Consider the following 21,401-nt stretch of genomic DNA (forward strand, 5'->3'; position numbering starts at 1 on the left):
TCTAATAGAATACATCGTATTTTTACAGTCAATCTAGTTTTCGTGACGAGAATCTGTAAAAACGGGACAAACAAGAGTATGGGAGTGGATTTTACATGTTTAAAATTCAAGAAGTTCGTGAATTAATTAAATTAATTGATAGCTCTAATATTGATGAATTTGAATACAAAAAAGACGGTACAACAATCAAAATGAAAAAGCGTGGTAATGAAGTTGTTGCTGTGCAAGCACCTGCAGCAAAACAAGCTATGCAACCAGTAGCGCCTGTTGAAGTTGAAACGACAGTAGCAGCAGCGCAAGCAGAAGCGCCAAAACAAGAAGAGAAGAAAACTGTTCAAGATGAAAACCTACATAAGATCACCTCACCAATGGTAGGTACATTCTATTCTTCTTCTTCACCTGATACACCTCCATATGTAAGTGTTGGGGATAGAGTATCGAAAGATTCTATCGTATGTATTGTCGAGGCTATGAAGTTATTTAACGAAATTGATGCTGATGTAGAGGGCGAAATTGTTGAAATTCTTGTTAATAACGGACAGCTTGTTGAGTATGGACAACCGCTATTTCTTGTAAAAGCGTAATAAGGGAGTCTTTGTGATGATAAAAAAAGTATTAATAGCCAATCGTGGGGAAATTGCTGTACGAATTATTCGTGCTTGTAAAGAAATGGATATTGAAACAGTTGCAATTTATTCAGAAGCAGATAAAGAGTCACTTCACGTACAGATTGCAGACGAGGCGTATTGTGTAGGACCAACGATTTCGAAAGAAAGCTATTTAAATTTGACGAACATTATTAGCGTTGCGAAGTTAACAGGCTGCGATGCTATTCATCCGGGATACGGATTTTTAGCAGAGAATGCAGATTTCGCAGAGTTATGCCGTGAATGTAACTTGATTTTTATCGGTCCAAGTCCAGAAGCTATTTCAAAGATGGGCACAAAAGACGTTGCTCGTGATACAATGAAAGAAGCAGGGGTTCCGATTGTACCAGGTTCACAAGGGATTATTAAAAATACCGAAGAAGCGATCGAGCTTGCTAATCAAATTGGATATCCAGTTATTATTAAAGCGACTGCAGGTGGTGGCGGAAAAGGTATTCGTGTTGCACGCCATGAAGAAGAGCTTATAAAAGGAATTCAAATTACACAGCAAGAAGCTAGTACCGCTTTTGGGAACCCTGGTGTATACTTAGAAAAGTACGTTGAAGATTTCCGCCATGTTGAGATTCAAATAATGGCAGATACACACGGAAATGCCATTCATTTAGGAGAGCGTGATTGTACAATTCAGCGCCGTTTGCAAAAACTATTAGAAGAAAGTCCATCACCTGCACTTGATGAAGATATTCGCAAGCAGATGGGTGAAGCGGCAGTTAAAGCGGCGGTAGCGGTTGATTATACAGGTGCTGGTACGGTTGAGTTTATTTATGAATATAAAACGAAAACCTTTTATTTCATGGAGATGAATACGAGAATTCAGGTTGAGCATCCGGTTACTGAAATGGTAACGGGAATGGACTTAATTAAAGAACAAATTCTTGTTGCTTCAGGAGAAAAGTTATCGTTACAGCAAGAAGAAGTACAATTTAATGGTTGGGCAATTGAATGTCGAATTAATGCGGAAAACCCTGCCAAAAAATTTATGCCATCTCCAGGTAAAGTAGAAATGTACTTACCACCAGGAGGATTTGGTATTCGCGTCGATTCAGCTGTATATCCGGGATATTCAATCCCACCTTTCTATGATTCGATGGTTGCTAAATTAATTGTTCACGGAAAAACACGTGAAGAGGCAATTGCAAAAATGAAGCGCGCACTTAGTGAATTTGTCATTGAAGGCGTACATACAACAATCCCGTTCCATTTGCAATTGCTAGATCATCCTGATTTTGTAAAAGGTGAGTTTAATACGAAATTTTTGGAAGAGCATGAACTTGTGACGCAGTGATACATTAAAGGAGGTTTTTTTCATGGCTGAACATATGTTAGATATGGGTCAAGATACAACTCTTGGTAAAGTAGAAATTGCACCAGAAGTAATTGAAGTAATTGCAGGTATTGCAGCTGCTGAAGTAGAAGGTGTAGCGGCAATGCGCGGTAATTTTGCTACAGATGTTGTTGAGAAGTTAGGTAAGAAAAATCATGGTAAAGGTGTAAAGGTTGAATTAGCAAACGAAGATATTATCGTTGACCTTTATGTTGTAATGTATTTTGGTGTAGCAATTCCAGTTGTTGCACAAAAGATTCAAGACAATATTCGCCAAGCACTCTTTACGATGACAGGACTTGAGCCAAAAGAAGTGAATGTTCACATCGTTGGCGTAACATTCGAAACACAAAAAACAGAAATCGAACCAGTGTAAGAATGAAAAGGTGCCTAGTAACATAGGCATCTTTTTTATCGTTTCATTTCTTCACAAATTACAACCCTCTAATTATTATACTATTTCAAAAAATAAGAAATAAACAAGAAAATGTGTCGTTTTTCCAAAAAACGTACATTGTGATAAGATATGGAACTTGAAGTTAATCTTTTTATTATTTTTCAGCCTTGTAACCCGTGTGTGAAACGATAAATTGTGTTATTATCATTGTATTATAAGGTTGGAAAATCAATGAAAACTGTAAGAGTAAGTGAATTGACGGCTTATAAATTATAATAATATAACAAAGTATAAGGAAAGACTTGAAGCATAAAGGAGAGTTACAATGAAACGTAGGACGGCTAGAGAAAGAGCAATGCAAGCATTATACCAAATGGATATTACAGGTGAATTAGAACCGAAAGTAGCAGTGGAAAACACGCTAGATGAAGGCGAAGAAACAAATGAGTTTCTAGAGTCACTTGTAGTAGGTTTTGTAGAAAATAAAGAAGCAATCGATGAAGCGATTCGTCAAAACTTAAAAAAGTGGAAGCTTGAGCGTATTAGCATTGTTGATCGCAGTATTTTACGTGTAGCTGTGTATGAAATGAAATACATGGAAGAAATTCCACACAACGTAACAATTAACGAAGCAATTGAAATTGCTAAAACATTTGGGGATGAGGAATCTCGTCGTTTTATTAACGGCGTTTTATCTAATATAAAAGATACACTGTAAATTCTTTAAGGGGGAATCTTAAAATGGTAGCAGTAATCATCAAAGGAAATGAAGTTGCGGAGAAAAAACGAGCACAATTAACAGAAGAAGTTGTGAAGTTGAAAGAGCAAGGTATTGTACCAGGGTTAGCAGTTATTTTAGTTGGAGAAGATCCAGCATCTCGTTCTTATGTGAAAGGAAAAGAAAAAGGCTGTGAACAAGTAGGGATTTACTCAGAGCTAATTGAACTTCCTGAAACAATTACTGAGGAACGTTTGCTTGCTGAAATCGATCGCTTAAATGGCGATGACCGTATTAATGGCATATTAGTGCAATTACCTTTACCAAAACATATTGAAGAAAAAGCTATCATTGAAAGAATTTCACCAGAAAAGGATGTAGACGGATTTCACCCAATCAGCGTGGGACGTATGATGACGGGACAAGATACATTCCTTCCATGTACACCGCATGGTATTGTAGAATTAGTAAAAGAAACAAATCTTGATATTTCTGGAAAACATGTAGTAGTAATTGGAAGAAGTAATATTGTCGGTAAACCAGTGGGGCAATTGTTTTTAAATGAAAATGCAACTGTCACATATTGTCATTCTAAGACGCAAAATATGAAAGAGTTATCGAAGTTAGCTGATATTTTAATCGTAGCTGTTGGACGACCTAAAATGATAACAGCGGATTATATTAAAGAAGGAGCGGTTGTAATTGACGTTGGTGTTAACCGTTTAGAAACAGGAAAACTTTGTGGTGATGTTGACTTTGACAACGTGTTAGATGTTGCGGGTTACATTACACCTGTGCCAAAGGGTGTTGGTCCAATGACAATCACAATGCTTCTTCATAATACTGTTGAATCTGCCAAACGTGCAGGTGTCGTTTGTAAATAATTTGAGTCGGCTATGAGGAGAGAGAAATGGAGAAGCAATATTTAACCGTTACAGCGTTAACACGCTATATAAAAACAAAAATAGAATATGATCCGCATTTGCAGTCTGTTTGGTTAAAAGGTGAAATTTCCAACTTTAAAAATCATAGCCGTGGCCACATGTATTTTACATTGAAAGATGAAAATGCAAGAATCGCAGCGGTTATGTTTGCGGGTCATAATCGTAATATTAAATTCAAACCTGAAAATGGGATGAAGGTACTCGTGAAAGGGAAAATCTCTGTTTACGAGGCGAGTGGTTCTTATCAAATTTATATTCAAGACATGCAGCCTGACGGAGTCGGAAATTTACATTTAGCGTACGAACAGTTAAAAGTTCGCTTAGAAGAAGAAGGACTTTTTTCTCAAGTTTATAAAAAAGCAATTCCTCCTTACGCTAAAACAATAGGTGTGATTACGTCGCCAACAGGAGCAGCGATTCGTGATATTATAACAACGATTAAACGTCGTTATCCAATTGGGAATGTTATTGTATTTCCGGTACTTGTACAAGGGGAGTCAGCGGCTCCCTCGATTGTACAAGCGATTCGTACAGCGAATGAAATGGGAGAGATAGATGTACTAATCGTTGGTCGTGGTGGAGGTTCTATTGAGGAATTATGGGCTTTCAATGAGGAAATGGTTGCAAGAGCAATCTTTAAGAGTGAAATTCCTATTATTTCGGCAGTAGGCCATGAAACGGACTTTACAATCGCAGATTTTGTTGCAGATTTACGCGCACCAACACCGACTGCAGCAGCTGAGCTAGCAGCACCTAATATTATAGAGTTACAAGAAAAGGTATTACAAAGAACTCTGAGATTGCAAAGAGCAATGAAAGAGTTAGTACATAAAAAAGAAGAAAAACTACAAGTGTTGCAAAAATCGTATGCGTTCCGTTATCCAAGACAAGTATATGAGCAAAAGGAAGAGCAATTAGATAGAGCGCTAGAACAGCTTGTTTTAGCGAAAGAGCGCTATATTGATAAAAAGGTGAATCAGTTAAAGCAACTTTCATTTTATTTAGAGAAGCACCACCCATCTCAAAAAATTATTCAAACGAAGGTAGCTGTTGAAACTTTGCAAAAGCAATTACAACGTGAAATGCAAACGTTACTTCAAACGAAAGAATTTGCCTTTGTAAGAGCTGCTCAAAAACTTGAAGCGTTAAGTCCGCTTAAAGTAATGATGAGAGGGTACGGGCTTGTATATGATGAAGAGAAGCAAGTGTTAAAAAGTGTGAAAGATGTAAGCCTTGGAGATGCTGTTTCAGTTCAATTACAAGATGGAATACTAGATTGTAGCGTATCAGGCATAGAGGAGCGTGAATTGAATAATGGAAAATAAATTAAGCTTTGAAGAGGCAATTTCGCAACTTGAGCATCTTGTTTCTAAGCTAGAACAAGGTGACGTACCTTTAGAAGAAGCGATTTCTTATTTTAAAGAGGGTATGGAATTATCTAAGCTTTGTGATGAGAAGTTGAAGAATGTACAAGAACAAATGGCAGTTATTCTTGGGGAAGATGGAGAGCTTGAACCGTTTACTGCTTTAGGAGATGAAGCATAGTGACGATTGCTTTTGATACTTTTTTGAAGGAAAGTAAAACTTTCGTAGAAGAGAAACTTGTAAGCTATGCAAATGAATTACAATGTCCAAATGTACTTCGTGAAGCGATGGCATATTCTTTAGAAGCGGGTGGAAAACGTCTCCGCCCGTTACTTTTGTTTGCAACATTACAAGCGTTTGGGAAAGAAAGAAATCTTGGAGTAGGTGCAGCTTGTGCTCTTGAAATGATTCATACATATTCGTTAGTTCATGACGATTTACCTTGTATGGATGATGATGATTTAAGAAGAGGAAAGCCCACAAATCACAAAGTATTTGGTGAAGCGATGGCAGTTTTAGCAGGAGATGGCTTATTGACGTATGCTTTTCAAGTTATTATGGCATATGAGCAAAAAGAAATTTCTGCAGAAAAAAAAGTAAGACTTGTACTTGAACTTGCAAAAGCAGCAGGACCAGAAGGAATGGTTGGCGGACAAGTGGCAGATATGGAAGCTGAAGGGAAACGCCTTACGATTGATGAATTGGAGTACATCCATAAACATAAGACCGGAAAACTGCTTGAATTTGCTGTACTTGCGGGTGCGATACTTTCTGATGCGACAGAAGAGCAAGAAGAAAAGTTGCTTACGTTTGCTAAATATATCGGTCTAGCTTTCCAAATTCGAGACGATATTTTAGATGTCGAAGGCACCGAAGAAGAGATTGGAAAACCGATTGGTAGCGATCTTTCTAATGAAAAGAGCACATATACGACGTTGTTTACTGTAGATAGAGCAAAGGATATTTTAGAAGAAACAATTGCAGAAGCAAAAGGTGCAATTAGCTCCTTGCAATTACAAGATGAATATTTACTATCTATTTGCGATTTGATTGCAAAACGTAATAACTAATATAACAGCGTTTTCATTTGTTGAGTCATTCATCATTTTATGATATAAATGTAGGAAAAGGTTTTTCTTTTCTTGTTATTGGCAAAAATATATGTAGATTACATTGCCGTTATCACTTCGTGTTAGCGGCTATTTTTTTCATCGCCTAAAGAAATATGGTTTATAATAGGATTAAGGCGCAATAGACTGGTTAATAGCGGGACAAGACGAAAAATAGAAAAGAGAATTTCTTGTTTTGTGTAAATGTTTTTTATAATATTTGACATGTTGACAGATTATGAAATGAAAGTGAGTGATCCATGTGGATCTAACGCAAATTCAAAACCCTAGTTTTTTGAAAGATATGTCTATCAGTGAACTAGAGGGATTGAGTGAGGATATTCGTAAGTTTTTAATTGAAGAGCTCTCTCAAACAGGTGGACATATTGCACCTAATTTAGGTGTAGTAGAACTCACAATTGCTCTGCACAAATTATTTGATAGCCCGCAAGATAAATTTTTATGGGATGTAGGACATCAATCCTATGTACATAAAATTTTAACTGGACGCGCGAAAGAGTTTGGTACATTAAGGCAATATCAAGGTCTATGTGGTTTCCCGAAACGTTGCGAGAGTGAGCATGATGTATGGGAAACTGGTCATAGCTCGACTTCGTTATCGGCTGCAATGGGAATGGCTCTGGCACGTGATTTAAAGAAAACGAAAGAATATGTTATACCAATTATTGGAGATGGTGCTTTAACAGGTGGAATGGCCTTAGAGGCATTGAACCATATTGGACATGAAAAAACAGACATGATTGTTATTTTGAATGATAATGAAATGTCAATTGCACCAAACGTTGGTGCGCTTCATAATGTACTCGGTCGTTTACGTACCGCAGGAAAATATCACTGGGTAAAAGATGAATTAGAGTATATATTAAAGAAAATCCCAGCAGTTGGCGGGAAAGTGGCTGCGACAGCAGAGAAAATAAAAGATAGTCTTAAATATTTACTAGTATCTGGTGTCTTTTTCGAAGAGTTAGGCTTTACATATTTAGGTCCAGTCGATGGGCATGATTATGAAAAGTTATTCGAAACGTTGCAATATGCAAAGAAAACAAAAGGCCCAGTACTTGTTCACGTTATTACGAAAAAAGGAAAAGGTTATAAACCGGCTGAGAGTGACGTTATTGGAACTTGGCATGGAACAGGACCTTATAAAATTGAATCAGGTGACTTCGTTAAGCCAAAAGAAGTTGCACCAGCATGGAGTGCTGTCGTTAGTGAAACAGTACTTAAGCTGGCGAGAGCGGATGAGCGTATCGTAGCAATTACACCTGCAATGCCTGTTGGATCAAAACTTGAGAAATTCCAAAAAGAATTCCCAGATCGTATGATTGATGTAGGTATTGCAGAACAGCACGCTACAACAATGGCAGCAGGTATGGCAACGCAAGGAATGAAGCCATTCTTAGCAATTTATTCGACATTTTTACAAAGAGCATATGACCAAGTTGTTCATGATATATGCCGCCAAAATTTAAATGTTTTCATCGGAATAGATCGCTCGGGATTAGTAGGAGCAGATGGTGAAACGCATCAAGGCGTATTTGATATCTCATTCTTACGTCACTTGCCGAATATGGTGCTTATGATGCCGAAAGATGAAAATGAAGGGCAACATTTAGTTTATACGGCGATGCAATATGAAGATGGACCAATCGCATTGCGTTATGCTCGTGGTAATGGACTTGGCGTTCATATGGATGAAGAATTAAAGGCGATTCCAATCGGTACGTGGGAGACGTTAAAAGAGGGTACACAAGCAGCTATTTTAACGTTTGGTACGACAATACCAATGGCAATGGAAGCAGCTGAGCGTCTTGAAAAAGCTGGGGTTTCAGTGAAAGTAGTGAATGCTCGCTTTATTAAACCAATGGATGAAGCATATTTACATGATCTTCTAGGGAAGAATATACCGATTTTAACGATTGAAGAAGCTTGTTTAATCGGTGGTTTTGGAACAGGAGTAGTTGAATTTGCATCTGAAAATGGTTACCATAGTGCATTAGTTGAACGAATGGGTATTCCAGACCGCTTCATAGAGCACGGAAGTGTAACAAAATTATTAGAAGAAATTGGTTTAACGACAGATGCTGTTGTAGACCGTATTCATACAATGATTCCATCAAAACAAAAAAGGGCGTAACAAATGAGCGTAAAAAAAGAAAGAGTAGATGTACTATTAGTAGAGCGAGGACTTATAGAAACGCGTGAGAAAGCAAAGCGCGCCATTATGGCCGGACTCGTATATGCAAATGAGATGAGACTTGATAAGCCAGGAGAGAAAATCTCGCAAGATACTGAGATTACGGTGAAGGGACAAGTTATGCCGTATGTAAGTCGTGGTGGTTATAAACTTGAAAAGGCATTAGAGACATTTCATCTTGATTTACAAGATAAAGTTATGATAGATATTGGTTCATCAACTGGTGGCTTTACAGATTGCGCGCTTCAAAATGGAGCGAAATTATCTTATGCATTAGATGTAGGATACAATCAACTAGCGTGGAAATTACGTCAGGATGAGCGTGTTGTTGTAATGGAACGAACAAACTTCCGTTACGTGACACCAGCAGACTTAGAACGTGGTTTACCTCAATTTGCAAGTATTGATGTTTCATTTATATCATTAAAGCTTATACTGCCAGTTTTAAAAACAATGCTTATGCCTAACGGAGATGTAGCAGCGTTAATTAAACCGCAGTTTGAAGCTGGAAGAGAGCAAGTTGGGAAAAAAGGTATCGTTCGTGATAGAAAAGTACATGAAGCTGTTGTAGAAATGATTGTCGATTTTGCTTTAAAAGAGGGCTATGATGTGGAAGGTTTAACATTCTCACCAATTACGGGTGGGGATGGTAATATTGAATTTTTAATTCATCTGAAATGGCATGGTGAACGTGAGAATGGCGAAAATCATTCTCCGATTTCTATAGAGCAAGTTGTTACAGAAGCACATGACGTTCTAAAACAAAAAGGGAAAGGGGAATAACATATGTTGTTCCTCTTTTTGCTGTAATTGTATAATGATTGTAAAAACAATTGTGTACAAGAAACGAATTATAAGTTAACATAAATAAGTGAAGTATACCAATGTTTAAACTATGGTAAGAGATAGTGTGAGGTGCAAATGTATGAATAAAGGTCAGCGCCATATTAAAATCAGGGAAATTATTGCAAACAAAGAAATTGAAACACAAGATGAATTAGTTGATATTTTACGTAATGAGGGATTTAATGTAACGCAAGCAACAGTATCGCGCGATATTAAAGAACTGCACTTAGTGAAGGTGCCATTACATGATGGGCGCTATAAATATAGCTTGCCAGCAGATCAACGATTTAACCCGTTACAAAAATTAAAACGAAATCTAGTGGATTCATTTGTAAAATTAGACACGGCAGGACATATGCTTGTGCTAAAAACATTGCCTGGTAACGCTCATTCACTTGGAGCACTTATTGATCATTTAGAGTGGGATGAGATCATCGGAACCATCTGTGGTGATGATACTTGCTTAATTATTTGCCGTACACCTGACGATACAGGTGTTGTCTCTGATCGTTTCTTAAATATGTTGTAACAAAAAATCTTGTTTGCTTTCCATCGTAAAGTGGGAAGTGAACAAGATATTTTTATTGGTCAAAAATATGATTTTTCAATTGTAATATAATATTTTGTTTGCATAAAGTTAGAAAATAGATGGATTGACCCGTAAAACAAATGTTTGGTACAATGAAGCGGGTTAGAAGAGTATATACATACAAATATATAGCATGATTATTTGAATGAAGAAATGAGAAAATCCTTTAGTAAGGGATTATTTTATAACGAGGTGAATGGGGCATTGTTATCGGAATTATCGATTAGAAACTTTGCTATTATTGAAGCATTAAATATTTCTTTTCAAAAAGGTTTAACGGTTTTAAGCGGTGAAACAGGGGCCGGAAAATCGATTATTATTGATGCGATTAGTTTACTTGTAGGTGGCCGTGGGTCAGCAGAATTTGTTCGATATGGAACAGAAAGGGCTGAGATTGAAGGGCTGTTTTATGTTGAAGATGATAAGCATCCATGTATTGAAAAGGCAGAAGAGTTAGATATAGAAATAGAAGATGGCATGATTATTTTAAAGCGTGATATTGCTGCGAACGGGAAGAGTGTATGTCGTGTAAATGGGAAGCTTGTTACACTTAGCATATTAAAAGAAATTGGGAAAACACTTGTTGATATTCATGGACAGCATGAAACGCAAGATTTAATGAATGAAGAACGACATCTGTTTATGCTTGATCACTTTGATGGGGATCGAATCGTTAAACAACTAGACATATATCAAAACGTATACGCTGACTATGAAAAATTAAAAAAACAATTGAAATCGTTAAGTGAAAATGAACAACAGATGGCACATCGCTTAGATTTAATTCAATTTCAGCATGAAGAAATTCGCAAAGCTGATTTAAAGATGGATGAAGAAAATGAATTAACTGAGGAACGATTGCAAATTTCTAATTTTGAAAAGATTTATAAAGCATTAGGTGATGCATATCGTTCATTGAGTGCTGACGGACAAGGATTAGATAATGTAAGAAGCGCAATGGGACAAATGGAAAGTATTACACATTTAGATGAAATGTATCAAGAGAATCATGATTCAATTGCAAATAGTTATTACTTATTAGAAGAGGTTGCATATCAACTGAGAGAAAAGCTCGATATGATGGAATATGATCCAAATCGTTTAGATGAAATCGAAACACGTTTGAATGAAATTCGTATGCTAAAGAGAAAATATGGAAATACTGTAGAAGAGATTTTAGCGTATGCAGATAAAATTGAACAAGAAATATTTACAATTGAAAATAAAGACGTTCATATTGAAACGACGAAGAAACAGTTGAAGGAATTAGAAAGTGTTATTCTGAAAGAAGCAACGTTGTTAAGTAATATGCGTCATGAGCTTGCAGAACACCTTACAAATGCAATTCATCAGGAATTAAAAGAATTATATATGGAAAAAACGAAATTTGAAGTGAGAATTATGAAGAGAGAAGGAAATGCAGAAGAGCCCCTTGTGGAAGGTGCGCCGGTAAGACTTACGGCGGATGGTTACGATCATGTGGAATTTTATATTTCGACGAACCCAGGAGAGCCGCTAAAACCACTTTCAAAGGTTGCTTCTGGCGGAGAGTTATCTCGTATCATTTTAGCTTTAAAAAGCATTTTTTCTAAGCATCAAGGGGTTGCATCTGTTATTTTTGATGAAGTGGATACGGGTGTAAGTGGCCGGGTCGCACAGGCTATTGCTGAAAAAATTTATCGAGTATCAGTAAACTCGCAAGTACTTTGTATTACGCACTTACCTCAAGTAGCTTCAATGGCAGATTCGCATTTATTTATTCGAAAACAAGTAGCGAATGATCGGACAATTACATCAGTTACTGTTTTAACTATGGAGGATAAAGTAACAGAAATAGCTCGAATGATTTCTGGTGTGGAAATCACAGATTTAACGACGGAGCATGCGAAAGAATTACTTACGCAAGCGCATCATTTTAAACAGACAGCAGAGGCTATCCAGTAATGGATAGCTTTTTTTCTCAAATGACGATTTCTTAATTCTTCCGGTTATAAATAAAGCACTGCAAGGAGAGATTAAAAAGTGAAGCCAAGAGGCTGAATGTGGGGTAGGAGCGAGGAGAGTGAACAAGTTGAAATTAGAAAAATTTCGAAAAATAATAGGTCTTTGTCTCCTTGTTTCTTTAGTTTTTATTGGATGTTTTAAACCGCTTCGAACGTTTATTTCATCACCGAAACAACTTGTTGTTTTTGAAGGACAACAATCAGAAATAACATCATTACCAGTTTTCAAAGCTTCATCCACAAATCGTCATGTATTTACAGTGAGTTCGAATGAACAAAAACAAGGACTTATGGTAAATTCTCATCAAAATGGTGAAGCTGATATGGTATTTCAGCTTGCGGGTTTTCCAGTGAAAAAAGTAAATGTGAAAGTGTTAAAAGATTTTAAAGTGATTCCAGGTGGACAATCAATTGGTGTGAAATTAAATACAAAAGGTGTACTTGTTGTAGGCCATCATTTAATTCAAACTGAAAAAGGTAAAATATCTCCTGGTGAAACAGCAGGTGTACAAATTGGAGATATGATTACTGAAATTAATGGTAAAACCATTGAAAGAATGAGTGATGTAGCACCGTTTATTCATAATAGTGGAGAAACAGGTGAACCGCTTAATCTTGTATTGCTAAGAGATGGAAAATATATTCGCACGAAGCTAACGCCGCAAAAAGACAATGGTGAAGCGTCTTATCGAATTGGCTTGTATATCCGTGATTCGGCAGCTGGAATTGGAACGATGACATTTGTTCATCCGGATTCTATGAAATACGGGGCGCTTGGTCATGTTATTTCTGATAATGATACAAAAAAGCCGATTCAAGTCGAAGATGGACAAATTATGCGCTCGACAGTTACATCAATTGAAAGAGGCAGTCATGGGAATCCAGGCGAGAAATTAGCAAGATTTTCACCAGATCGTGAAGTGATTGGCAATATTACAATTAATAGTCCATATGGTATTTTTGGAAAATTAAATACGAATATGAAAAACGGTATAATGGATAAAGCAATGCCTATCGCATTATCTCATCAAGTAAAAGAAGGACCGGCAAAAATATTAACAGTTATTGATCAAGATAAAGTAGAAGCGTTTGATATTGAAGTCGTTAGTACAGTGCAGCAAAAATTCCCAGCTACAAAGGGTATGGTAATAAAAGTAACAGATAAACGTCTATTAGCGAAAACGGGCGGTATCGTACAAGGAATGAGTGGAAGTCCAATTGTACAAAATGGAAAAGTAATTGGTGCTGTTACACATGTATTTGTAAATGATCCAACATCAGGATATGGTGTTCATATTGAATGGATGTTACATCAAGCTGGAATTAATATTTATGATCAAGAGAAAAAAGCGAGCTAATACATATTAGCTCGCTTTTTCTGTTGAAAAATTCGTTGAAATTTTGTAAAAGCTCCGCAAGAGGTGTTTTTTGTTGTAAAATAAAAGAAAAGGGTTGAACGTTTCGTTGTATTTCTATGATGGAATGTGTTGCGAAAGGGAATAAATGAACGATAAACATATTTTTTTGTGATTTTATCGGAAAGTAAGAAACTTTAAAAGGGAATTTTCACACAATTGTCGAACAATTCATGTAGCCTAGAAGGATACACATGTCGGAGAATCGATTCGGTAAGGGAGGAAAAGCTGTGGAGAAAATTAAAGTATGTCTTGTGGATGATAATAAAGAACTAGTATCAATGTTAGAGAGCTATGTAGCTGCTCAAGATGATATGGAAGTAATTGGTACTGCTTATAATGGTCAAGAGTGTTTAAACTTATTAACAGATAAGCAACCTGATGTACTCGTTTTAGACATTATTATGCCACACTTAGATGGTTTAGCTGTATTGGAAAAAATGCGAAATATTGAAAGGTTAAAACAGCCTAGCGTAATTATGTTGACAGCATTCGGGCAAGAAGATGTGACGAAAAAAGCAGTTGACTTAGGTGCCTCATATTTCATATTAAAACCATTTGATATGGAGAATTTAACGAGTCATATTCGTCAAGTGAGTGGTAAAGCAAATGCTATGATTAAACGTCCACTACCATCATTCCGATCAGCAACAACAGTAGATGGAAAACCGAAAAATTTAGATGCGAGTATTACGAGTATCATTCATGAAATTGGTGTACCCGCTCATATTAAAGGATATATGTATTTACGAGAAGCAATCTCCATGGTATACAACGATATCGAATTATTAGGATCGATTACGAAAGTATTGTATCCAGATATCGCAAAGAAATATAATACCACAGCAAGCCGTGTGGAGCGAGCAATTCGTCACGCGATTGAAGTAGCTTGGAGCCGTGGGAATATTGATTCTATTTCGTCCTTATTCGGTTATACAGTATCCATGTCAAAAGCAAAACCTACGAACTCTGAGTTTATCGCAATGGTTGCGGATAAGCTGAGACTTGAACATAAAGCTAGTTGAGAGTAAAAGTAGTAAGGGATTTAAGCTTTAGTAAAGCTTAATAATTCTTGAAATTGATACTCGATATCAAATTTAAAACCAATGAACTTTTTATTTAAAGACCAATGAATATTATAATTCGTTGGTCTTTTTATTTTGTTGGGAAAAAGAGATTATTTGATAGTGTGGAAAATAAAACCTATTTTCAGTAATATTACATGTAAGTGAGTTTTTTATAAGGCGATAAAATAGATATAGATAGGGAGAAGGGGAATGGAAAATAAAATTTCAACTTGGCTAGGAATAGTAGTAGCTATGGGAGTTCTTGCTATTGCAGTTACATTTGGAATGTTAGAACTTGCAGATAATCCAGTAGATAAAGAAGTGAGCGCTCAAATAGATAAAAAAGAAGACCAAATAATAGTAGGTAGAGAGGTAGATGGGGTCTTTGTTGATGTGTATGTTACTGAAAATTCTACTGAAAGAGAAGTCATTACAGCGATGCATCACATGACTCATCAAAAAGTGGTGGCAGAACGAAAATCGGGCTCTATCCCAATGATTCAAAATAATGCTAAAAAATTAAAAGAAATTATAAATAAGAGTAGTTTTGCGAAGAAAAATGAGCTTTTAGCAATTGCTGATAGATGGGTGAAAAAAGATTTTAGTAAAATTGTAGAAGATCACAATTATTTCTCGGATGCTCAAGAAGATAGCGTTTGTAAAGCAACTAGAGCAATGGATGCGTTAGAAGAGCAACATTATATTTTAACTACATTCGGGGAGGAAAAGGCGAAAGAACTATACGAATCAGGGGATGCTCCTCACGTTCAATAAAAAATAATATAAAGGGTTTCTAGTTTTGTATTATCGTGTTTTAAGGATGCAATGGGGAGTTATAAATAAATAGTCTGCTTTCTTTATGACTTGTAACAAAAAAGAAAAGATGTAATTCATTATTATATGATGAAGGAACGGCTAAATGGCACCGAAGTACATCTATTAAAGAATTTTAGTAGGGAAAGTATCCATGGTATAATGGAGGGAAATAAAAAGCCCTGCAAAACAGGACTGTATTACTCTTCGTCTTTATTTTGTTTTTCTAATTCAACTAGCTTTTGAATTAAAATGTGCTGCGGCATATGCATGAGTTGTTCAAGTGGAACACCTAGTGCTTTTGATAAGCGGACTGCAGTATCTGGAGAAATTTGTAATGGTCTCATAGAAGTACCTCCTTTTTCGTATAGTATAGCATAAGATTGGGGGAGTGAGGATGACTCTTATATTTGCACATCGTGGTGCGGCTGGAACGTACCCAGAAAATACAATGATTTCATTTGAAGCGGCTGAGTCTTTTAGAGCGGATGGAATTGAACTTGATGTTCAATTAACGAAAGATGGAAAAGTTGTCGTCATTCATGATGAAACGGTGGACCGAACAACAAATGGAAAAGGTGCGGTTCGGAATTATGTATATGAGGATTTATGCAAGCTAGATGCAAGTTATAAATTTGGTGATAAAGTAGGGTTTTGTAAAATACCACTTTTAGAAGAGGTATTAGAATGGCTTGAACAAACGAGTTTGCTACTTAATATTGAACTTAAAAATAATAAAATTCCATACAGAGGTTTAGAGGAAGAAGTTATAACGCTTGTACGGAAATTTAGTTTAGAGGATCGTGTTATATTTTCTTCGTTTAATCACTACAGTATGAAACGGTGTCATATGATGGCTCCTGATATTCAAACAGCAATTTTATATCGCGAAGGTTTGCATAGTCCGTGGGCATACGCGAAAAAAATGGGGGCTACAGCAGTACATCCGAATTATCGTTACCTTCAAGATGCTATTGCTGAACTAACGATGGAAAGTGGTGTAGAGGTTCGCCCTTATACAATTAATGAAGAAACGCTTATGCGTAAATATTTTGATATGGATATATCGGCGATTATTACTGATTACCCTGAAACGGCAAGAACGTTGTTGCCAATAAAAAAATGAGACCGCGTGTAACGGTCTCATTTTTTTATTTATAAATAGTGGGGCCTTCCTATCTTCTAAAGCGAGCCTGTACTTTATTTCGTTTACGGTCTCGGTGCAAGACGAAGCCACCGAAGATATAAAACCCGAGCCCGAAGCAGAGAGAACCGATTAAAAATTGTAACCACAGTATAGAGATTGGTGGAAATAGAATCCCGAATACAGTATCTCTCATTAACTTTATACCAAACACAGCTAATGAAATAGGGATGAGTGCTAATAGTAGAGCAACGTAACGCTGCATACATAACTCTCCTTTTCAGATTATTTCGTATATTTTAATGATGTTATACGGAAAGGGGGTTTGTCAAGAGGGTGCTGAACGAGTAAGATAAGGGTGTGAAAAAATTTGCAGAGTTACTTCGAGAGGAAGTGTAATATATGAAACAAAAAGTATTAATTGTTGGTGCAGGTGAAGGCGGGAGCGCACTGCTGAATCTGTTACATAGTTCGAATATATTTCAAATTATAGGGATTATTGATATAAATCCGTTGGCAAAAGGATTACAAATTGCTAAGGAATATGGAATTTCAATTGGAGAAAGTGTAACTCCATTTCTTTTTATGCATATCGATGTAATATTTGATATGACAGGTGAAGATGATGTACATAAAGTTTTATTGGAAAAAAAGAAAAAAGACACTCTTCTTATACCAGGTGATATTGCAAAAATTGTTACAGGATTAGCGCATGAGAAGGAAGGGTTAATTGGGCGGTTAGAGGAACAAACGCAACAAGGAGAATTAATTTTAAATTCTACGCATGACGGCATGATCGTAATTGATCGAGAGGGACAAGTTCGTCTTTTTAATAAAAGTGCGGAGCGTATTATCGGATATAAAAAAGAAGAGGCGATAGGAAAATATATTTTAGAAGTCATTCCCACTAGTAAATTACTTCGCATTATACGTACGAAACAAATAGAAGTAAATTATGAACTAACATTAGAGAATGGAAAGAAAATTATTACAACGCGTATACCGATATTAAAAGAAGGCGGAGAGGTACAAGGGGCATTTGCAATTTTTAAAGATATAACAGAAGTTGTAGATTTAGCGGAAGAAGTTACAGACTTAAAAGAAATTCAAACACTATTAGAGGCAATTATCAACTCATCTGAAGAAGCGATTTCGGTTGTGGATGAAAAAGGAAGAGGTTTAGTCATTAACCCGGCATATACGAAATTAACGGGTCTAACAGAAGAAGATATTATTGGGCAGCCTGCTACAACTGATATTGTAGAAGGCGAAAGTATGCATATGAAAGTACTTCGAACGCGTCGTGCGGTGCGCGGAATACATATGAAGATTGGGCAAAAAAAGCGCGATGTAATTGTAAACGTAGCGCCAGTTATTGTGGATGGAATATTGAAAGGAAGCGTTGGCGTTATCCGTGACGTGTCGGAAATTCAAAAGTTAACAAATGAATTGAATAGAGCAAGGCAAATTATTCGCACATTAGAAGCAAAATATTCATTTGATGATATTGTCGGAAATTCAGATGAAACAACGGCAGCTATCGAACAGGCGAAGCTAGGAGCGAATACACCAGCAACGGTACTGTTACGCGGTGAATCTGGGACTGGTAAAGAATTGTTTGCACATGCAATCCATAATGGAAGTAATCGAAAATACAATAAATTCGTCCGTGTAAACTGTGCGGCCATTTCGGAGACGTTGTTAGAAAGTGAATTATTTGGTTATGAGGAAGGGGCGTTTTCTGGAGCGAAAAGAGGCGGGAAACGTGGGTTCTTTGAGGAAGCGAATAACGGTAGTATTTTTTTAGATGAAATAGGGGAGTTATCTGCAAATACACAAGCGAAACTCCTTCGTGTATTGCAGGAAAAAGAAATTGTAAAAGTTGGTGGGACGAAAGCGATACCCATTAATGTTCGAGTAATTGCAGCGACACATGTGAATTTAGAAAAGGCTATTCTAGAAGGGAAGTTTAGGGAGGATTTATATTATCGATTAAATAAAATTCCAATTCAAATTCCATCTCTTCGTCAACGTAAAGGAGATATACCGAAAATTGCGGACAGGTTGATTCAAAAAATTAATCAAGATTATGGTCGTAATGTAGAAGGGCTCACTGATTCAGCTATTTTATATTTACAATCATACGAATGGCCAGGAAATGTGAGAGAACTTGAAAATATTTTAGGACGAGCGATTATTTTTATGAATTATAACGAGATCTATATTGATGTACAACATTTACCACCATTACATAATGAAGAGCAGGTGGAGTCAAAGCAATCTCATTTATTACCTGAATTAGAAGAAAAGCCACTTGAACATTTAGTAACAGAGTTTGAAGGGAATATTATTCATGAATATTTGGAGAGATTTGATGGGAATAAAACACAAACTGCAAAAGCGTTAGGGATTTCCGTTCGAAATTTATATTATAAGCTAGAAAAGTATGACCATGCAAAAAATAGCATGCAATAAATTGCGTACCGTGCAATTTATTGCATGGTATACAAAAAGCGACAAAATAAGACAGAATCTTTTGTTATTTTCCAAAGTATTGATTTTACTGCATTTTGAATGCGTTTTCATTATTGGTAAGACCACTTTTAAAAGTTGGCACGGTATTTGCTTTATAAATAGACGAGGGACGACGGAAAGGGTTGATTACAAAATATGAAGTTAGAATACTTAATTGATCAAGCAGCGGGACAGCCTAAAAAAACTGTAGCTGTAGCAGTAGCTGAAGATCATGAAGTAATTGAAGCTGTAGCGAAAGCAATTAAATTACAGCTAGCTCAATTTCGTCTATATGGAAATCAAGAAAAAATAATGGGGATGCTACAAGAACATGGTTTACAAACTTCAGAACATGTTGAAGTGATTGCAGCAATGTCTAATGCAGAGGCTGCAGAACTTTCTGTTAAAGCTGTGAGAAATGGTGAGGCAGACGTGCTTATGAAGGGGAACATCCCAACAGCGAATATTTTGAAGGCTGTGTTAAACAAAGAGTGGGGCCTACGTAAAGGTAGCGTACTTTCACATGTAGCAGCATTTGAAGTTCCAAATTATGATCGTCTTATTTTCGTTACAGATGCAGCGATGAACATCGCACCTGATGTAACACAAAAAGCTGCTATTATACAAAATACTGTAGAAGTTGCCCGGGCAATAGGAATCGACTTGCCAAAAGTGGCACCAATTGCAGCAGTAGAAGTTGTGAATCCAGCGATGCAGGCGACAATTGATGCAGCGATGTTAACACAAATGAATCGCCGCGGACAAATTAAAGATTGTATCGTTGATGGACCACTTGCTTTAGATAATGCAGTATCACAAATTGCAGCAGAGCATAAAGGCATAGTAAGTGATGTAGCAGGTAAGGCAGATATTTTACTCGTCCCAACGATTGAAGCTGGAAATGTGCTATATAAATCACTCGTATACTTTGCGGATGCAAAAGTAGGAGCAATGATTGCTGGCGCAAAAGCACCGATTGTTTTAACATCTCGTGCTGATTCAGCAGAAACAAAAGTATATTCATTAGCATTGGCAGTTGCGACTGCTTCAAAATAAACCAAAAAGGGTAAAACATTAGGGGGAAACGACAATGACATTAGAAATCTTCGAATACTTAGAAAAATATGATTATGAGCAAGTGGTATTTTGTCAAGATAAAGAATCTGGTTTAAAAGCAATTATTGCAATTCATGATACAACACTTGGACCAGCTCTTGGTGGAACAAGAATGTGGACATATGATTCTGAAGAAGCGGCGATTGAAGATGCATTGCGTCTTGCAAAAGGGATGACATACAAAAACGCAGCAGCTGGTTTAAACTTAGGTGGTGCGAAAACAGTAATTATCGGTGATCCTCGTAAAGATAAGAGCGAAGCAATGTTCCGTGCACTAGGACGCTATATCCAAGGACTAAACGGACGATACATTACAGCTGAAGATGTTGGTACAACAGTAGATGATATGGATATTATCCACGAAGAAACTGACTTTGTAACAGGTATCTCACCATCATTCGGTTCTTCTGGTAACCCATCTCCAGTAACTGCATACGGTGTTTATCGTGGTATGAAAGCAGCTGCAAAAGAAGCTTTCGGTACTGACAATTTAGAAGGAAAAGTAATTGCTGTTCAAGGCGTTGGTAACGTAGCATATCATCTATGCAAACATTTACACGCTGAAGGAGCAAAATTAATCGTTACAGATATTAATAAAGAAGCTGTACAACGTGCTGTAGAAGAATTTGGTGCATCAGCAGTTGAACCAAATGAAATTTACGGTGTTGAATGCGATATTTACGCACCATGTGCATTAGGCGCAACAGTTAATGATGAAACTATTCCACAACTTAAAGCAAAAGTAATCGCAGGTTCTGCAAATAACCAATTAAAAGAAAATCGTCACGGTGACATCATTCATGAAATGGGTATTGTATACGCACCAGATTATGTAATTAATGCAGGTGGCGTAATTAACGTAGCAGACGAATTATATGGATACAATAGAGAACGTGCACTAAAACGTGTTGAGTCTATTTATGACACGATTGCAAAAGTAATCGAAATTTCAAAACGCGATGGCATAGCAACTTATGTAGCGGCAGATCGTCTAGCTGAAGAGCGCATTGCAAGCTTGAAAAATTCTCGTAGCACTTACTTACGCAACGGTCACGATATTATTAGCCGTCGCTAATCATTCATATATAACTTTTACAAAAGGTGTGGTTACCTCTTATGAGGTTTCCGCTTCCTTTTGAATTTATTAGTGGAGG

The 21,401-nt window shown here is 36.7% G+C and carries 21 protein-coding genes; 19 read left to right on the forward strand and 2 right to left on the reverse strand.

All coding sequences use genetic code 11. The annotated features are described in order from the left end of the window. Positions 1-95: 95 nt before the first annotated feature. The 15 genes from accB to OXT04_RS15410 all read left to right on the forward strand — a co-directional run bounded on the left by accB (position 96) and on the right by OXT04_RS15410 (position 15,434). On the forward strand, positions 96-584 hold the full coding sequence (gene accB, locus OXT04_RS15340) for an acetyl-CoA carboxylase biotin carboxyl carrier protein (RefSeq protein ID WP_000472863.1): 489 nt from the start codon (positions 96-98) through the stop codon (positions 582-584). A 16-nt stretch (positions 585-600) separates the two neighbouring features. Next, positions 601-1,953 (forward strand): acetyl-CoA carboxylase biotin carboxylase subunit, encoded by a 1,353-nt coding sequence (gene accC, locus OXT04_RS15345; RefSeq protein WP_000592870.1) that lies wholly within the window; start codon positions 601-603, stop codon positions 1,951-1,953. 22 nt (positions 1,954-1,975) lie between these two features. Continuing rightward, the gene (locus OXT04_RS15350; protein ID WP_000807630.1) at positions 1,976-2,368 is read left to right on the forward strand and encodes an Asp23/Gls24 family envelope stress response protein; all 393 of its coding nucleotides are present in this window, start codon (positions 1,976-1,978) and stop codon (positions 2,366-2,368) included. A 346-nt stretch (positions 2,369-2,714) separates the two neighbouring features. Next, positions 2,715-3,107 (forward strand): N utilization substance protein NusB, encoded by a 393-nt coding sequence (gene nusB / locus OXT04_RS15355; protein WP_000830247.1) that lies wholly within the window; start codon positions 2,715-2,717, stop codon positions 3,105-3,107. Between the two features lie 23 nt (positions 3,108-3,130). Beyond that, a complete protein-coding gene (gene folD / locus OXT04_RS15360) occupies positions 3,131-3,991 on the forward strand; it encodes a bifunctional methylenetetrahydrofolate dehydrogenase/methenyltetrahydrofolate cyclohydrolase FolD (protein WP_000226732.1) in 861 nt (286 codons plus the stop codon). A 26-nt stretch (positions 3,992-4,017) separates the two neighbouring features. Then, positions 4,018-5,376 carry an exodeoxyribonuclease VII large subunit gene (xseA, locus tag OXT04_RS15365; protein WP_000415244.1) on the forward strand — a complete coding sequence of 453 codons (1,359 nt, stop codon included), beginning with the start codon at positions 4,018-4,020 and terminating at the stop codon, positions 5,374-5,376. Continuing rightward, entirely contained in the window at positions 5,366-5,596 is a 231-nt protein-coding gene (gene xseB / locus OXT04_RS15370; RefSeq protein ID WP_000428423.1) for an exodeoxyribonuclease VII small subunit, read from the forward strand. Before xseA ends, xseB begins: the two co-directional genes overlap by 11 nt. Then, a complete protein-coding gene (ispA, locus tag OXT04_RS15375) occupies positions 5,596-6,486 on the forward strand; it encodes a (2E,6E)-farnesyl diphosphate synthase (protein ID WP_000150374.1) in 891 nt (296 codons plus the stop codon). The genes xseB and ispA overlap by 1 nt, the downstream gene beginning before the upstream one ends. Before the next feature lie 301 nt (positions 6,487-6,787). Beyond that, the gene (dxs, locus tag OXT04_RS15380) at positions 6,788-8,680 is read left to right on the forward strand and encodes a 1-deoxy-D-xylulose-5-phosphate synthase (RefSeq protein ID WP_000366452.1); all 1,893 of its coding nucleotides are present in this window, start codon (positions 6,788-6,790) and stop codon (positions 8,678-8,680) included. Between the two features lie 3 nt (positions 8,681-8,683). Next, positions 8,684-9,523 carry a TlyA family RNA methyltransferase gene (locus tag OXT04_RS15385; RefSeq protein ID WP_000111872.1) on the forward strand — a complete coding sequence of 280 codons (840 nt, stop codon included), beginning with the start codon at positions 8,684-8,686 and terminating at the stop codon, positions 9,521-9,523. A gap of 142 nt (positions 9,524-9,665) precedes the next feature. Continuing rightward, positions 9,666-10,115: an arginine repressor ArgR gene (argR, locus tag OXT04_RS15390; protein WP_001032580.1), complete on the forward strand. Its 450-nt coding sequence runs from the start codon at positions 9,666-9,668 to the stop codon at positions 10,113-10,115. Positions 10,116-10,379: 264 nt separating this feature from the next. Next, positions 10,380-12,119, forward strand: a complete 1,740-nt coding sequence (gene recN / locus OXT04_RS15395; RefSeq protein ID WP_267415690.1) for a DNA repair protein RecN — start codon at positions 10,380-10,382, stop codon at positions 12,117-12,119. A 118-nt stretch (positions 12,120-12,237) separates the two neighbouring features. Next, a complete protein-coding gene (spoIVB, locus tag OXT04_RS15400) occupies positions 12,238-13,536 on the forward strand; it encodes a SpoIVB peptidase (RefSeq protein ID WP_002094138.1) in 1,299 nt (432 codons plus the stop codon). A 287-nt stretch (positions 13,537-13,823) separates the two neighbouring features. Further along, complete coding sequence (spo0A, locus tag OXT04_RS15405; RefSeq protein ID WP_033657527.1) at positions 13,824-14,618, forward strand: sporulation transcription factor Spo0A; 795 nt, start codon at positions 13,824-13,826, stop codon at positions 14,616-14,618. A gap of 252 nt (positions 14,619-14,870) precedes the next feature. After that, the gene (locus OXT04_RS15410; protein ID WP_071713555.1) at positions 14,871-15,434 is read left to right on the forward strand and encodes a PRK06770 family protein; all 564 of its coding nucleotides are present in this window, start codon (positions 14,871-14,873) and stop codon (positions 15,432-15,434) included. A 239-nt stretch (positions 15,435-15,673) separates the two neighbouring features. Here OXT04_RS15410 and OXT04_RS15415 read toward each other — a convergent pair whose 3' ends face one another. Further along, positions 15,674-15,820, reverse strand: a complete 147-nt coding sequence (locus OXT04_RS15415; protein ID WP_001247671.1) for a YycC family protein — start codon at positions 15,818-15,820, stop codon at positions 15,674-15,676. A 50-nt stretch (positions 15,821-15,870) separates the two neighbouring features. On the opposite strand from OXT04_RS15415, the gene OXT04_RS15420 reads away from it, so the two are divergent. Then, positions 15,871-16,599, forward strand: coding sequence for a glycerophosphodiester phosphodiesterase (locus tag OXT04_RS15420; protein ID WP_065229334.1), 729 nt, complete (start codon positions 15,871-15,873; stop codon positions 16,597-16,599). Positions 16,600-16,648: 49 nt separating this feature from the next. Here OXT04_RS15420 and OXT04_RS15425 read toward each other — a convergent pair whose 3' ends face one another. Further along, positions 16,649-16,882: a DUF2627 domain-containing protein gene (locus tag OXT04_RS15425; RefSeq protein ID WP_065229333.1), complete on the reverse strand. Its 234-nt coding sequence runs from the start codon at positions 16,880-16,882 to the stop codon at positions 16,649-16,651. A gap of 137 nt (positions 16,883-17,019) precedes the next feature. On the opposite strand from OXT04_RS15425, the gene OXT04_RS15430 reads away from it, so the two are divergent. The 3 genes from OXT04_RS15430 to OXT04_RS15440 all read left to right on the forward strand — a co-directional run bounded on the left by OXT04_RS15430 (position 17,020) and on the right by OXT04_RS15440 (position 21,322). After that, positions 17,020-19,092 carry a sigma-54 interaction domain-containing protein gene (locus OXT04_RS15430; protein WP_065229332.1) on the forward strand — a complete coding sequence of 691 codons (2,073 nt, stop codon included), beginning with the start codon at positions 17,020-17,022 and terminating at the stop codon, positions 19,090-19,092. Between the two features lie 195 nt (positions 19,093-19,287). Further along, positions 19,288-20,187 (forward strand): phosphate butyryltransferase, encoded by a 900-nt coding sequence (yqiS, locus tag OXT04_RS15435; protein ID WP_000764675.1) that lies wholly within the window; start codon positions 19,288-19,290, stop codon positions 20,185-20,187. A gap of 34 nt (positions 20,188-20,221) precedes the next feature. Then, a complete protein-coding gene (locus OXT04_RS15440; RefSeq protein ID WP_000171357.1) occupies positions 20,222-21,322 on the forward strand; it encodes a leucine dehydrogenase in 1,101 nt (366 codons plus the stop codon). Positions 21,323-21,401 lie beyond the last annotated feature (79 nt).

This window comes from Bacillus sp. GC_Bacil_1 (assembly GCF_026540675.1).
GTDB lineage: Bacteria > Bacillota > Bacilli > Bacillales > Bacillaceae_G > Bacillus_A > Bacillus_A cereus.